Raw genomic sequence first — 15,400 nt, forward strand, 5'->3', positions numbered from 1 at the left:
ATACTAGGTTTTTAAAATCTTCTGCCCTTATATTTGCTAATTCAAAGTTCAAACACTTATTGAATAGTTATCAAGAAAGGTGGAGGGATTAGACCCTTTGAAACCTTAGCAACCCTTTGTTCGCACAAAGAAGGTGCTACATTCTACCCTTAGGGGATGGATAACAGTAATCGAATTTTCTTCGATATTACTTTCTTATAACTTTTTGATTTTACCTACCCGCAATTTTTGCAGGTCGAGGTTGAGCTTTTTAATTATTTAAACAATTTTTAAAAACAACAAAATCATGAGTAATTACAAATTAGCAACAAACGCATTACACGCAGGTCACGACACAACTACCAATGGTGGTACAAGAGCGGTGCCTATTTATCAGACATCATCGTATGTATTTAATAATACAGACCATGCATCAAACTTATTTTCTTTAAAAGAACTTGGTTTCATATACACACGTTTAAACAACCCAACCAATCAAATTTTACAAGATAGATTAGCTGCTGTAGAAGGTGGTATTGGTGCGGTAGTATTTGCATCGGGTACAGCTGCAATTTCTACAGGATTATTAACTTTATTGAAAGCTGGTGATCACATTGTAGCATCTAGCAGTTTATATGGTGGTACGTTTAACTTATTGAACGTAACCTTACCAAGATTCGGAATCACAACAACATTCGTTGATGCATCAGATTCTGAAAATTTTGGAAAAGCTGTACAGGACAATACAAGAGCATTCTTTGTGGAGTCTTTAGGGAATCCGAAGTTAGATGTGTTGGATCTGAAAGGAATTTCAAAAGAATCAAAAGCAGCAGGTGTTCCATTTATAGTAGATAATACTGTGGCTACTCCGTCATTATTGAATCCTATTGAACACGGAGCTAACCTAGTAATACATTCACTGACAAAATATATCGGCGGACAAGGAACTTCGTTAGGTGGAGCAATTATTGATGCTGGTACTTTTGACTGGACCAACGGAAAATTCCCAGAGTTTACTGAGCCATCTGCCGGGTATCATGGTTTGGTATATAGCAAAGCATTAGGTGCAGCAGCATTTACCTTTAAATTAATATTAGAAGGCTTACGCGATTTTGGTGGAGCATTGAGTCCGTTTAACGCATTCCAAATTATTCAAGGTTTAGAAACATTACCGGTACGTATCAAGCAGCATAGTGCAAATGCATTAGAACTTGCTACATGGTTAGAAGGTAGGTCAGAAGTGGAATGGGTGAATTACCCAGGACTTAAAAGCAATGAATACAACGAGTTGGCAAAAGAATACTTGCCAAAAGGACAGAGTGGATTAGTTACCTTTGGCGTTAAAGGCGGATTTGAAGCTGCTAAAAAAGTGACCGATGCGACTAAGATATTTTCGTTGTTAGCGAATATTGGTGATACCAAATCATTAATAATTCACCCAGCAAGTACCACACACCAACAATTAACTGCAGAGCAGCAAGAAAGCGCTGGTGTAGGTCAAGATTTAATTCGTTTGTCTGTTGGTCTAGAAGATATTGAAGATTTAAAAGCCGATTTAGAACAGGCATTTGCAAGTCTTTAATCTCGGTTGCCGATATAAAGCAAAATTGAAATAATTGGTCATTGAGCTAAAACTAAGTGACCGGTTATTTAAAATAGGAAAATAGTACTGGCTGAGTGAAGTTGAAGCCATAAATTGATTTTGAAATAGATGCTACATCAATTACAGATTAAAAAATACAAGACCTTAAGTGGTGCCTCTCAAGATATTCAATTGTCTTATCAGGTGTTTGGTAAAGAGCTACATACAGCGCCTATTATTTTGGTGAACCATGCTTTGACCGGAAACTCTAATGTTACTGGAGAAGATGGCTGGTGGTCGGCACTTATCGGTGATGAAAAATGTATCGATACCCAAAAGTATACCATTCTGGCATTCAATATTCCGGGTAACGGACATGATAAATTCGTGATTGAAAACTATAAGGATTTTGTAGCTGGCGATGTAGCTAGAATGTTTTTATTGGGTTTGCAGCAGTTGAAAGTAAACCGTTTATTTGCTTTGATCGGCGGTTCTTTAGGTGGTGGTATTGCTTGGGAAATGGCAGCATTGCAACCAGATTTAACCGAGCATTTAATACCTGTAGCATCCGACTGGAAATCGACCGACTGGTTAATTGCCAATTGTCAAATTCAAGAGCAGTTTTTGGTGAATTCTAAGCAACCTGTTCACGATGCACGTATGCATGCAATGTTGTGTTATAGAACTCCGGCTTCCTTTAAAGAGCGCTTCAAAAGAAGTACAAATGAAGAGCTAAAGGTTTTTAATGTAGAAAGTTGGTTAATGCATCATGGCGATAAGTTGCAAGAGCGTTTTCAATTATCTGCCTATAAATTGATGAATCAGTTATTGAAAACGATTGATGTCACTAGAGGTGGAGATGAGAATTTCATCAGACTGCAAAATAGTGATACCAATATTCATATTATAGGTGTAGATTCTGATATGTTCTTTACCGCTCAAGAAAATAAAGATACGTTTAAGCAGTTGGCGCAAGCGAAGAGTAATGTTACTTATGGTGAAGTACAGTCGCTACATGGGCATGATGCCTTTTTGATCGAGTTTGATCAAATGGAGAAATTGCTTGATGGTATTTTTAATACCAACGGTAATATCAAGAAAATAAAGATTCTGAAGTTTGGTGGTAAGTCCCTGAGCAATGGAGAAGGACTAGAGCGTGTTTTAGATATCGTTGCTAATAAGGTAAAGAACGATGAGAACATTGCTATTGTTTTATCCGCTAGGGAAAGAGCTACGGATCAGCTAGATGAGATGCTGGAGAAAGCCGCAAAAGGTAAAGACTATAAATCTCAGTTTGAGGCTTTAGAAAAATATCAAAAGCATACCTATAAGAATATCAATTTATCCGCGGAGTTTAAAGGCTTGGCAAAGTTGTACGAAGGTGTTTCTTTGTTGGGAGATTATAGTGCTAAAATTAAAGATGAGGTACTGGCTTATGGTGAATTAATTTCTGCCAAGTTGGTTACCAAATTATTGATAGGTAAAGGCATCAATGCAGCGCTAGTGGATACGCGAAAGGTGATAAAGACCGATAATACATTTGGTGATGCCAAAGTATTAGAGGCAGTGTCAAAAGAGCAGGTATTACTAAAGTTTGCAGATATACCCAAAGATACTGTCGCTGTAGTTACCGGTTTTATTTCATCGACTCTAGATGGAGAAACAACAACATTGGGTAGAAACGGCAGTAATTATTCCGCAGCGCTTTTAGCCAACTTTTTAGATGCTGAAGAATTGCAGAATTATACACATGTGGACGGAATATATACTGCAAACCCTGATTATGTACCGGAAGCTAAAAAGCTAGAGAATCTCTCGTATGAAGAGGCAAATGAGTTGGCTAATTTCGGAGCAACAATTTTACATGCGAAAACGATAATACCATTAATTGAAAAGAACATTCCGCTGCGTATTTTAAATACGTATAATGATGATAGTGAAGGAACATTGATCAGTGCAAAATCAAGTGAAGAAGGAATAAAATCACTTTCTGTTATTGAAGATGTAGCGATGATTAATATTGAAGGTCGCGGTTTGTTAGGTAAAGTAGGTGTAGATGCACGAATATTTAAGGCTTTAGAAGCAAGTAATATTAGTGTTAGTATAATATCTCAAGGTTCTTCAGAGAGAGGTATTGGTCTTGTAGTGAAGAAAGACAAGGCTAAAAGAGCAAAATTGGCTTTAGAGAATGAATTTAGTAATGATTTTGAATCTAAAGATGTGAATATGATTACAGTGATAGATGATGTTTCGATCATATCTATTGTAGGTCAAGATTTAAGCACATTCCATAATCCCTTTAACGCACTGATCAAAAACCAGATTGTACCACTATTATTCAATAATACGGTGTCGGGTAAGAATGTGAGTTTGGTGGTGAAGAAAGCAGATTTACACAAGGCGGTAAACGTCATGCACGGACAAGTATTTGGTATCAGTAAAAGAATAAATATTTTTGTCTTCGGACACGGGAATGTAGGAGGAACGCTGATCGATCAAATTCTAAAATCTGCCAAAACAATTAAGGATCGTAAGAAATTAGATTTGCGAGTATTTGGTATCGCGAATTCTAAGAAGATTTTGTTGAATGAAAAGGGAATTACTAAAAGCTGGAAAACGAATTTAAAACAAAAAGGCAAGGCGTATAAAGTAGAAGATGTTTTTGATTTTGCAAAACGTCATCATTTAGAGAACCTAATTGTTATTGATAATACGGCAAGTAAAGACTTTGTAGCAAACTATTTTGAATTCGTAGAACATGGTTTCGATATTGTGTCTTCAAATAAAATAGCCAATACATTACGTTACGATTTTTATCAGTTGCTACGAGAAGAGCTACAAAAGAATCAAAAGCAATATTTGTATGAAACCAATGTAGGTGCGGGATTACCATTAATAGATACAATTAAGTTATTGCATTTATCCGGTGAGAATATAACCAGAATTAAAGGAGTGTTCTCTGGTTCATTAAGTTATATTTTCAATACTTTTTCAGAAAGCGATGTACCATTCTCATCTATTTTAAAAGATGCGATGCAACAAGGGTTTACAGAACCAGATCCTCGTGAAGATTTATCAGGAAATGATGTAGGTAGAAAGTTGTTGATTTTAGCACGTGAACTAGATTTGCATAATGAGTTTGCAGATATAAATATTGATAACCTTATCCCGAAGAAATTACAAGACGGAGAAGTGGCTTTCTTTTTAGAGAATTTAGATGTATTGGATGCTAAATTCAGTGAAATTAAAAAGAATCAGAAGCCAAATCATGTATTGCGATATGTTGGTGATTTACATGGAAACCTTCAAAAGGAAAAAGGAGTATTAGATGTGAAGTTGATATCCGTTCCAAAAGAAAGTGCCTTGGGACAGGTAAAGGGGTCAGATTCTATCATAGAAATATACACAGAATCTTACGGGGAAAATCCGTTAGTAATTCAAGGTGCAGGTGCTGGCGCAGCAGTTACGGCAAGAGGTGTTTTTGGAGATATATTGAGGATTGCGGAGAAAGGATAATGCTAGGTACAAGGGTAAAAGTACAAGGTAATAGAAAAGTGAATTTAGAATTGATTTAAAAAATGAACGAGAACAACAATAAATTTGAAACGAACGCGATTCGTACGCAACTAAAAAGAAGTGAAAACTTGGAGCATTCGGTACCGTTGTACTTGACTTCAAGTTTTGTGTTTGAAGATGCAGAAGATATGCGTGCATCGTTTGCGGAGGAGAAAGAGCGGAATATATATTCTAGATATTCGAACCCAAATTCATCTGAGTTTATAGATAAAGTATGCCAGATGGAAGGCGCAGAGAGTGGCTTTGCATTTGCATCGGGTATGGCGGCAGTCTTTTCTACTTTAGCGGCATTATTAGATAGTGGTGATCATGTACTTTCGGCAAGAAGCATATTTGGTTCAACGCATTCGTTGTTTACGAACTTCTTCCCGAAGTGGAATATTGACCATACCTATTTCAAGATAGATGCATTAGAAGAAATAGAAAGTTTGATCACTCCGAAAACAAAAATTATTTATGCAGAGACTCCGACGAATCCTGGTGTTGATGTATTAGATTTAGAGGAGTTGGGTAAGATTGCGAAAAAGAATAATTTGATCCTTGTAATCGATAATTGTTTTGCATCGCCTTATTTACAGCAACCAATAAAGTTTGGTGCAGATTTGGTAATTCATTCAGGTACGAAACTGATGGATGGTCAAGGTAGAGTATTAGCAGGTATTACAGTGGGTAGTGCGGAGTTGATGGATAAGGTATATCGTTTTTCAAGAATTACAGGTCCCGCTTTATCACCATTTAATGCATGGGTGTTGTCTAAAAGTTTAGAGACATTGGCAATACGAGTAGATAGGCATTGTGAAAACGCATTGAAATTAGCGGAGTATCTAGAGGGGAACGATAAAGTGAATTGGGTGAAGTATCCGTTCTTAAAATCGCATCCAAAATATGAGATAGCCATTAAGCAAATGAAAGCGGGTGGCTGTGTAGTAGCTTTTGAAGTTAAAGGAGGATTAGATGCAGGTAGAGAGTTTTTCGATTCCATTAAGCTGTTGTCTCTTTCTGCCAATTTAGGAGATTCAAGAACTATAGTTACGCACCCAGCATCTACAACGCATAGTAAGTTGAGTGTAGAAGAACGTGCTGCAGTAGGTATCTCTGATGGCACAGTTCGTATTTCTGTAGGGTTAGAACATATAGATGATATTATCGCAGATATTGCTCAGGCATTAGGATAGTCGAATAATAGTAGAAACAAAAAAAGCCCGGTATGTACCGGGCTTTTTTTTTATACGATAAATTAAAGTGTTTATTTACTTAAAGTCATATTGTAGGTCGCGCTAACACTAGTTTCAAACCCTAAAAAATCTACAGTTTCATCTAACTCATATCGTAATGACATTTGAGAATCTGTTAATTCTGTAATCGTAAAACCAATTTCTTCTTCGCCAGAGCCAAAATAAAGGATGCTTCCATCCAATCTCCATTCATTACTTTCGAAAAAGTCTTCGCCGGTTTCTTCTTCTGTTGAGGTTTCACCCATAACTGTAGTGGTTACCACGGTTGTATATGATCCTTCACTCGTTACTATTTGTGGGTCTTCAGAAAAAATAACAATAGTATCAAAATCTTCACCAACAGCCGTAAACGTAGTGGGTATTGATGTTCCGTCAAAATTAGTGTCAGACTTTCCATCTCTTGTTTCAAGAGCGGTAAGGTTCCATGTACCGATAATTTGTGATTCACTTGCGTTGGAAACGCCGACGCTGTCGTCATCTGAACAAGAGATAAAAACTAGCGTAAATACGCTAATAAGCGAAAATAAAAATACTTTTTTCATAAATAGGTAGAATTGATTTGGAACCCTATAACGTAAAAAAGGTCTATTCAAGTATTTTGCTTATATTTTTATTATTTGGCTATCTTAGCAACATGCTCTCGAAAAAGACAAAATACGGTTTAAAAGCGCTAGCCTACTTGGCGGCACAACCCGATAAAAAACCTGTTCAAATATCAGAAATAGCTGAAAAGGAGAACATCTCCCAAAAATTCTTGGAGAGTATACTTCTTAGTTTAAGAAAAACAGGATTCTTAGGTTCTAAAAAAGGTAAAGGTGGCGGTTACTATTTGTTAAGAACACCTGAAGAGATTTCGATGACCGATGTTATGAGAGTTTTAGAAGGTCCAATTGCCATGGTGCCTTGTGTAAGTCTAAATTTTTATGAAACCTGTGATGATTGTCCCGATGAAAACACCTGTTCTGTTCATAAGCTAATGCTGCAAGTGCGTGATAGTGCGTTAGATGTATACCGTAATAATACACTGAAGGATATCATTTCGTAAATCCCTTTATTTTAACAAATCTTCATTTTGCAGTAATCCACTACATTGCGAAATATTAATTTTTCACGCCCTTTTGTTAATAATCTACTAAATCTATAGGGTAAATGAAATTTATCTGAAATTAGGGCGACTACTTTGGAAAATAATACTATTTTTGAAAACTCTATTAAATTAGTAGGGTAATAAAAATTGAGTAAAAGATGATTGCAGATCAACTTATTTTAAATAAAAAAGAGTCTAAAACGACCTATAAAGAAGATAAAACTTCTGAAAAGCCAATGCGTAGTATTGCAAAAGCTTTTAGCTGGAGGGTAATAGGTACGTTAGATACTTTAATTATTTCATACTTACTTACAGGCAAAATATCACTTGCTGCCTCAATTGCATCTATAGATTTTGTAACGAAGATGGTGTTGTACTTTTTTCACGAAAGAATCTGGAATTTAGTAAAGTGGGGTAAATAATAAAGAATAGGATTATGGCATTGACAGAAGCACAAGTTCAGAAGTTAAACATACAATTTAAAGGTATACCGCCAGAAGAAATTATTTCTTGGGCTGTAAAGCATGCAGTAACTCCAGTAGTAACTACAAACTTCAGACCATATGAAGTAGCTATTTTACATGCGGTATCTGGGGTAAGAAAAGATATTCCTGTGGTTTGGTGCGATACGGGTTATAACACCCCGAAAACATACAAACATGCAGATGAAATAATCAGCAAGTTGAATTTGAACGTAAAGTTATTTGTGCCAAAGCAGACTACTGCGCATAGAGATGCTGTAATGGGTATTCCACAAATCGATGATCCAAGACATGCATTATTTACCGAGCAAGTAAAGTTGGAGCCTTTTAAAAGGGCAATGGCAGAATTTAAACCAGATGTTTGGTTTACGAACCTAAGAAAAGGGCAGACTGCACACCGCGATAGTCTAGATATTTTAAGTCTAAGCAAAGACGGTGTTTTAAAGGTGAGTCCGTTTTACCACTGGAACGACACACAGCTAGACACGTATTTAAAGAAATATAATCTGCCTAATGAGCATAACTATTTCGACCCAACTAAGGTATTAGAAAATAGAGAATGCGGGTTACATAGTTAATCTAAGAGCGTAGAAAAGAATAAGATAATTTATCTAAGAAAATATAGAATGAGTAATAGCAGTACGGAATTGGAAGTAACCCCATCCATAGAACTTTTAAAAGATACCTCTCACATAAATGCACTTGAAAATGAGGCAATTTATATCATTAGAGAAGTAGCAGCTCAGTTCGAGAAGCCAGTTCTTTTATTCTCAGGAGGAAAAGATTCGATTACATTGGTTCGTTTGGCTCAAAAAGCATTTTGGCCATCGAAAATTCCTTTCCCTTTAATGCATATTGATACAGGGCATAACTTCCCAGAGACTATCGAATTTAGAGATAGGTTGGTAGAAGAATTAGGTTTAGAGTTGATTGTGCGTAATGTGCAAGATTCAATCGATCAAGGTAAAGTAAAAGAAGAGTCAGGTAGATATTCTAGTAGAAATAGCTTGCAGACAACAACATTGTTAGATGCAATCGAAGAATTTAAGTTTGATGCCTGTATAGGTGGAGCGCGAAGAGATGAAGAAAAGGCTCGTGCTAAAGAACGTATTTTCTCAGTTCGTGATGATTTTGGACAGTGGGATGAGCGTAACCAACGCCCAGAGTTGTTTGATATGTTAAACGGACAAATAGAATTGGGTCAGAATGTAAGAGTTTTTCCTATTTCTAACTGGACAGAATTAGATGTGTGGTCTTATATCAAAGAAGAGCAAATTGAAATTCCGTCAATATACTTCGCACACAAACGTAAGACATTCTTAAGAGATGGTATGATATGGTCTGCAGAAGACGGTATCGTGTTTAGAGAAGAAGATGAGGTGGTAGAAGAAAGATTAGTTCGTTTTCGTACAGTAGGCGATATGTCTTGTACGGCAGCAGTACTTTCAGATGCAGAGTCAATTGATAAAGTAGTAGAAGAAATTAGAGATTCATCTATTTCAGAGCGTGGTGCGCGTATAGATGATAAGCGTTCAGAAGCAGCGATGGAGAAAAGAAAACAACAAGGATATTTTTAGAATTTTCTTTTGAAAATTCTGCCTTTAGCTTTTGGCTATCGGCAACAAGCAATAACAATAATATTAAAAGCCAATAGCGAATAGCGAAGGGCTAATAGCTTTAAAATGGAAGTACTAAAAATAGCAACGGCAGGTAGTGTAGATGATGGTAAAAGTACCTTGATAGGGAGAATGCTTTACGATACAAAATCTTTGACCAGCGATAAGTTAGAAGCGATTGAAAAGACCAGTAAGCAAAAGGGATACGATTATTTAGATTTCTCTTTGGCAACAGATGGTTTGGTAGCAGAACGCGAGCAGGGTATAACTATAGATGTTGCCCATATCTATTTCTCTACGGCAAAGAAAAGTTACATTATTGCAGATACTCCCGGTCACGTAGAATATACCCGTAACATGGTTACCGGAGCATCTACTTCACAAGCAGCGATTATATTGATCGATGCACGTAAGGGTGTAATCGAACAAACGAACAGACATTTTTTTATTAATAATTTACTACGCATTAAAGATGTTGTAGTAGCCATTAATAAAATGGATTTGGTAGATTATTCTGAGGAAACTTACAATGCTATCAAAGCAGACTTTGAAGAGTTGATGGCGAAAAGAGACTACCAAGATCAGAAAATAACTTTTATTCCTGTTAGCGCTTTGAAAGGAGATAACGTGGTAAATAAAACAGATAAGACACCTTGGTATACCGGTCCTACTTTGTTAGAACATTTTGAAGCCTTAGATAGAAAAGATATTTTCAATGCAGGTACACCACGTTTCCCGGTACAGTATGTTATTCGTCCAAAAACAGATGAACACCATGATTTTAGAGGATTTGCTGGTAAGGTTTACGGTGGTGAGCTAAGTGTTGGTGATGAGGTTGTAGCGCTTCCATCGCAAACACGTTCAAAAATAAAAGAAATTTATTTCCACGATAAAAAGTACAAAACAGCATCAAGACGTTCTTCGGTAACGATTACGTTAGACGATGAAATAAACTTGAGTCGTGGCGACATGTTAGTTAGAGCTAATGATTTACCAACAGTTGATAAGCAATTTACTGCTACAATCTCTTGGATGGATTCATTACCGTTGGCTGCAGGAAACAAATATATAGTACAACACGGTGTCAATAAAGTATTGGCAAAAGTGGAGCAGGTACATCATAAAATTGCTCCTGATTATTCGGGTATCGATACAGAAACAGATTCGTTGGGTATGAATGATATTGCCCAGGTAAGTTTACGTTTAAATAAACCAATTTTCTACGATCAATTTAAAGATCATAGAACTAACGGTTCATTTATCTTAATAGACACCAAATCTAATAGTACCGTAGGAGCGGGATTCATTAGTTAAATAGAAAAAGTCAATTTTAATATTGGCTGTTTTAATTAAGTCTATAAAATCTATAGGCAAAATAGAGTAAAAGTTAATTTTAGTACTGAATATTTAATACCGAACGATGCAGAGTTTTAGAACAGAAATAGAGAATCAAGTAGTTGCGAATGATATTTTAGAATTGGAACGCAAGATTCATGAGTTCCATGGCGGCAATTTAGATGAAGAGAAATTTAGAAGCCTTCGTTTGGCTCGTGGCGTATACGGTCAGCGTCAAGAAGGCGTTCAAATGATCCGTATAAAATTGCCGTATGGTAAGGTGACTTCTCAGCAATTGCTGCGTATTTGCGATGTGTCTGACGAGTATTCTACTGGTAGATTGCACATAACTACACGTCAAGATATTCAGATTCACTATGTAGATTTGAACAGGACTCCTGAGTTATGGTCAGAACTTGAGAAAGACGATATCACATTAAGAGAAGCTTGTGGTAACACGGTACGTAATGTTACCGCTAGTGAAACAGCGGGTGTTGATATAGATGAACCTTTTGATGTTTCGCCTTATGCACATGCATTATTTCAGTATTTCCTTAGAAATCCTGTGAGTCAAGAAATGGGGCGTAAATTCAAAGTTTCTTTCTCGGCAAGTGATGCAGATACTGGTTTATCATACATGCACGATTTAGGTTTTATCGCCAAAATAGAAAATGGAGAAGTAGGTTTTAAAGTGATGTTGGGTGGTGGTTTAGGTTCTCAACCAAGACATGCAGATGAGTTATATAGCTTTTTGCCAGCGGACCAGATTATTCCTTTAATGGAAACAGTTATACGTGTTTTTGACCGTTACGGTGAGCGTAAAAGTAGAGCTAAAGCTAGAATGAAATTCTTGTTGAAAGATTTAGGTCTTGATGGATTCAAAGAGTTATTGGCTGCTGAGAAAACGGCTGTGCCTTTTGATACTTTTCCTATTGATCCAGAAGACTATCCGAAAACCAAAGTATCAGATTTAAAAGTTCCTGCAGTTGAAATAGCAGATTCAAAGGAATTTGAAAAGTGGAAAGTAACGAACGTTGTTCCTCAGAAACAACCTGGTTATGTTGCTTTGGGTATTAAAGTATTGTTAGGCGATTTCTATACCGACAAGGCACGTTTATTAGCCAACTTGGTGCAGAAGTATGCAGCAGGTGAGCTTCGTTTATCACTTCGTCAAAACATTTTGATTCCGTTTGTAAAAGAAGAAAGCATTGAATTTTTCTATACGGAATTGAAAAAATTAGGATTTGCCGAAGCAGGATATAATAAAGCATTAGATATTACAGCTTGCCCAGGTACAGATACTTGTAATTTAGGTATTGCAAGTAGTACAGGTATTGCAGAAGAATTAGAAAGAGTTATAAAAACAGAATATCCTGATTATATCAATAACGAAGATGTTGTAATAAAAATCAGTGGTTGTATGAACGCATGTGGTCAACACAATATGGCAAATATTGGTTTCCAGGGCATGTCTGTTCGTACAAAAGATAAATTGGTAGCACCTGCATTACAAGTATTATTAGGTGGTAGCACAGATGGTAACGGTCAAGGTCGTTTTGCAGATAAAGTGGTAAAAGTTCCAAGTAAAAGAGGTCCTGAAGCATTACGCTTAATCTTAAATGATTACGATGCTAATGGTGGGGATTTATCATTTCCGGATTACTATGCTGAAAAAGGGCAAATGTATTTCTATGATTTTCTAACGCCATTATCATCTGTAGATGATTTAACGCCAGAAGATTTCATTGACTGGGGAAATACAGAACGTTATGAAAAAGCAATTGGTGTAGGTGAGTGTGCAGGTGTGGTTATCGACTTAATTGCTACGCTTCTTTTCGAGAGTGAAGAGAAGATACAGAATGCACAAAATATGTTCGATGCAGAGAAATGGTCTGCAAGTATCTATCACGCATATTCTTCAATGGTGAATTCAGCGAAAGCGATGTTAACCTCAGAGAATACGAAAGTAAATACACATGTAAGTATCATTAAAGATTTTGATGAGAAGTTTGTTGCCGATGGAAGAATTGCTGTTGCAGGCGGATTCGAAAAATTGGTACTTCAATTGAATCAGAATGAACCAACAAAAGAATTTGCCGAGTCTTATATAAAGGATGCTAAAGTATTCTTAGAGACGGTTGCAAAGTTTAGAGAACAAGAATTAGCAGAAGCATAACATGCATACTAATAATCTATCCAATCAAAAAACAATCAATTCAATAGTTGATACTCCCTCGCAGAGTCAAGGGAGGTTGACTGTTGTTGGTGCAGGCCCTGGCGATATAGGGCTCATCACTTTAAAAGCAATTAAAACTCTTGAAAATGCCGATGTGGTTTTGTATGATGCTTTGGTTAACGAAGAGTTGCTGAAGTATGCCAATAATGCAGAGTTGATTTTTGTGGGTAAGCGCAAAGGATGCTATGCATATCAGCAGGAACAAATAAATGAGTTGATTGTTAGCAGGGCAAAATCTGACGGACACGTGGTAAGATTAAAAGGCGGAGATCCTTTTGTATTTGGTCGTGGTTCAGAAGAGATGGAATATGCAGCGTCACATGGTTTAGAAGTGGCCATGGTGCCAGGTATTTCTTCAAGTTTAAGTGTGCCGGCTTATCAGAATATTCCAGTAACAAAAAGAGGGGCATCAGAAAGTTTTTGGGTAATAACAGGCACTACCAAAGAACATAGGCTATCAACAGATATTGCTTTAGCGGCAAAGAGTAGTGCAACAGTGGTGATATTAATGGGAATGTCCAAATTACCCCAAATAGTAGAGCTGTTTAAAGGTGAGGGCAAAGCAGAAATGCCAATAGCTATTATTCAAAACGGAACTCGTAAAAATGAAAAAGTAGGTATAGCGACTATTGAAACTATAGCTGAGGTTGTAGAAAAAGAAGAATTATCGAACCCTGCAATCATTATTATAGGTGAAGTGATAAAACATCGCGAAGCATTAGTAGCAGCGAAAAATCAGTATTCAAAAGAGAATGTTAGTTTGAGCGAAGTCAAAACCTCATAATAATAAGTATATAGTACATAAACTAAGTGAAATAAAAGAAGCTAAAAAGTAGTGTGTAGTATGATGTCAACTTTGTACTAATTACTTTTTACTAAAAAGAAGATTATGATTAAAACAGATATGCTCATTATAGGAGCGGGACCAACCGGTTTATTTACGGTGTTTGAAGCAGGATTATTAAAGTTAAAAACGCATTTAATAGATGCATTGCCACAACCAGGTGGTCAGTGTTCAGAGATATATCCTAAGAAGCCTATCTACGATATTCCTGCATTTCCAGAAATTTTGGCGGGTACTTTGGTAGATAATTTAATGGAGCAGATCAAACCTTTTGAACCCGGGTTTACATTGGGTGAAAGAGCTGAAACCTTAGATAAGTTAGAAGATGGTTCTTTTGTAGTAACTACAAATAAAGGAACTCAGCACAATGCGCCAGTTGTTGTTATAGCAGGCGGGTTAGGTTCTTTTGAACCAAGAAAACCACCTATCTCAAATATTGTAAATTTTGAAGATACCGGTGTTTCTTATATGATTAAGGATCCAGAAGTATATCGAAATAAAAAAGTGGTGATTGCCGGTGGTGGAGATTCAGCTTTAGACTGGGCTATATTTTTAACCGATGTAGCTTCAGAAGTAACTTTGGTGCATAGAAGAGATGAATTTAGAGGAGCTTTAGATTCTGTTGAAAAAGCTGCTGAGTTAGCCAAGTTGGGTAAAATCAAATTGATTACGAAAGCTGAGGTTAAAGAATTGCATGGCAAAGATCATCTTGAGGCTGTTGTTATCAAACATACAGATAAAGAGAAAGATGATACCTATTTAGAAGTTGATAATTTTATTCCGTTGTTTGGTTTATCACCTAAATTAGGTCCGATAGGTGATTGGGGCTTAGATATTCATAAAAATGCGATTAAGGTAAACAATGCAAAAGATTATCAAACAAACATACCTGGTGTATATGCAATTGGCGATGTAAATACATACGAAGGTAAATTGAAATTGATATTATCAGGTTTTCATGAAGCTGCGGTAATGTGTCAGTTTGCATACCAACAAATTAATCCAGGTAAGCGATATGTAATGAAGTATACTACTGTTGGTGGTGTCGAAGGATTTGATGGTTCTAAGAAAGAAGCTAAGAAAGAAGTAGTACAGAGTATAGCATAAAATACTTAAGTAATATGGCAGAAACCTCTGGTTCTTTAATGATTCAGAGGTTTTTTTATGACAATTCCCCAGAATTTCGTTAACTAAATAACCTATTGAAGTTTTGGATAAGAGCATACTGTGCCGTTACTTTGCAATTAGTTCATAAATATATTGAAACGTTATCAAGAAAGGTGGAGGGACTAGACCCATTGAAACCTTGGCAACCCTTTCCAATATGGAAAAGAAGGTGCTACATTCTATCTTTATTCTGCCTACTTCTGCAGAATGTGTTATTCTAAATAACATTTCCAAAGACAGATAACTTAAGAAAAGGCATCT

At 36.4% G+C, this 15,400-nt stretch carries 12 protein-coding genes and 2 riboswitches; of the genes, 11 read left to right on the forward strand and 1 reads right to left on the reverse strand.

Going from position 1 to position 15,400, the window contains the following annotated elements:
* The first annotated feature begins 64 nt into the window (after positions 1-64).
* A riboswitch (SAM riboswitch) is annotated at positions 65-167 on the forward strand.
* Between the two features lie 119 nt (positions 168-286).
* The 3 genes from Q0871_RS15200 (at position 287) to Q0871_RS15210 (ending at position 6,312) form a co-directional block, all read left to right on the forward strand.
* Complete coding sequence (locus Q0871_RS15200; protein WP_299325275.1) at positions 287-1,561, forward strand: O-acetylhomoserine aminocarboxypropyltransferase/cysteine synthase family protein; 1,275 nt, start codon at positions 287-289, stop codon at positions 1,559-1,561.
* A gap of 129 nt (positions 1,562-1,690) precedes the next feature.
* Positions 1,691-5,077: a bifunctional aspartate kinase/homoserine dehydrogenase I gene (gene thrA, locus Q0871_RS15205; protein WP_299325276.1), complete on the forward strand. Its 3,387-nt coding sequence runs from the start codon at positions 1,691-1,693 to the stop codon at positions 5,075-5,077.
* 62 nt (positions 5,078-5,139) lie between these two features.
* Positions 5,140-6,312 carry an aminotransferase class I/II-fold pyridoxal phosphate-dependent enzyme gene (locus Q0871_RS15210; protein ID WP_299325277.1) on the forward strand — a complete coding sequence of 391 codons (1,173 nt, stop codon included), beginning with the start codon at positions 5,140-5,142 and terminating at the stop codon, positions 6,310-6,312.
* A gap of 71 nt (positions 6,313-6,383) precedes the next feature.
* Here the strand turns inward: Q0871_RS15210 and Q0871_RS15215 are convergent, their stop codons facing one another.
* Positions 6,384-6,914 carry a hypothetical protein gene (locus Q0871_RS15215; protein ID WP_299325278.1) on the reverse strand — a complete coding sequence of 177 codons (531 nt, stop codon included), beginning with the start codon at positions 6,912-6,914 and terminating at the stop codon, positions 6,384-6,386.
* A gap of 92 nt (positions 6,915-7,006) precedes the next feature.
* Between Q0871_RS15215 and Q0871_RS15220 the strand changes: the two genes are divergently transcribed.
* From Q0871_RS15220 to Q0871_RS15255, 8 genes are all read left to right on the forward strand, one after another.
* A complete protein-coding gene (locus tag Q0871_RS15220) occupies positions 7,007-7,417 on the forward strand; it encodes an Rrf2 family transcriptional regulator (RefSeq protein ID WP_036156292.1) in 411 nt (136 codons plus the stop codon).
* A gap of 200 nt (positions 7,418-7,617) precedes the next feature.
* A complete protein-coding gene (locus Q0871_RS15225) occupies positions 7,618-7,881 on the forward strand; it encodes a DUF2061 domain-containing protein (RefSeq protein WP_291793982.1) in 264 nt (87 codons plus the stop codon).
* Between the two features lie 14 nt (positions 7,882-7,895).
* Positions 7,896-8,519 carry a phosphoadenosine phosphosulfate reductase family protein gene (locus Q0871_RS15230; protein ID WP_299325279.1) on the forward strand — a complete coding sequence of 208 codons (624 nt, stop codon included), beginning with the start codon at positions 7,896-7,898 and terminating at the stop codon, positions 8,517-8,519.
* A 48-nt stretch (positions 8,520-8,567) separates the two neighbouring features.
* The gene (cysD, locus tag Q0871_RS15235; RefSeq protein ID WP_299325280.1) at positions 8,568-9,518 is read left to right on the forward strand and encodes a sulfate adenylyltransferase subunit CysD; all 951 of its coding nucleotides are present in this window, start codon (positions 8,568-8,570) and stop codon (positions 9,516-9,518) included.
* A gap of 105 nt (positions 9,519-9,623) precedes the next feature.
* Positions 9,624-10,871, forward strand: a complete 1,248-nt coding sequence (locus Q0871_RS15240; RefSeq protein ID WP_299325281.1) for a GTP-binding protein — start codon at positions 9,624-9,626, stop codon at positions 10,869-10,871.
* Between the two features lie 106 nt (positions 10,872-10,977).
* Positions 10,978-13,068, forward strand: coding sequence for a HEPN domain-containing protein (locus Q0871_RS15245; RefSeq protein ID WP_299325282.1), 2,091 nt, complete (start codon positions 10,978-10,980; stop codon positions 13,066-13,068).
* A 1-nt stretch (position 13,069) separates the two neighbouring features.
* Positions 13,070-13,912 carry a uroporphyrinogen-III C-methyltransferase gene (cobA, locus tag Q0871_RS15250; protein WP_299325283.1) on the forward strand — a complete coding sequence of 281 codons (843 nt, stop codon included), beginning with the start codon at positions 13,070-13,072 and terminating at the stop codon, positions 13,910-13,912.
* Between the two features lie 105 nt (positions 13,913-14,017).
* Positions 14,018-15,079 (forward strand): NAD(P)/FAD-dependent oxidoreductase, encoded by a 1,062-nt coding sequence (locus Q0871_RS15255; protein WP_299325284.1) that lies wholly within the window; start codon positions 14,018-14,020, stop codon positions 15,077-15,079.
* 158 nt (positions 15,080-15,237) lie between these two features.
* A riboswitch (SAM riboswitch) is annotated at positions 15,238-15,367 on the forward strand.
* Positions 15,368-15,400 lie beyond the last annotated feature (33 nt).

Source organism: uncultured Maribacter sp., from assembly GCF_947500985.1.
GTDB lineage: Bacteria > Bacteroidota > Bacteroidia > Flavobacteriales > Flavobacteriaceae > Maribacter.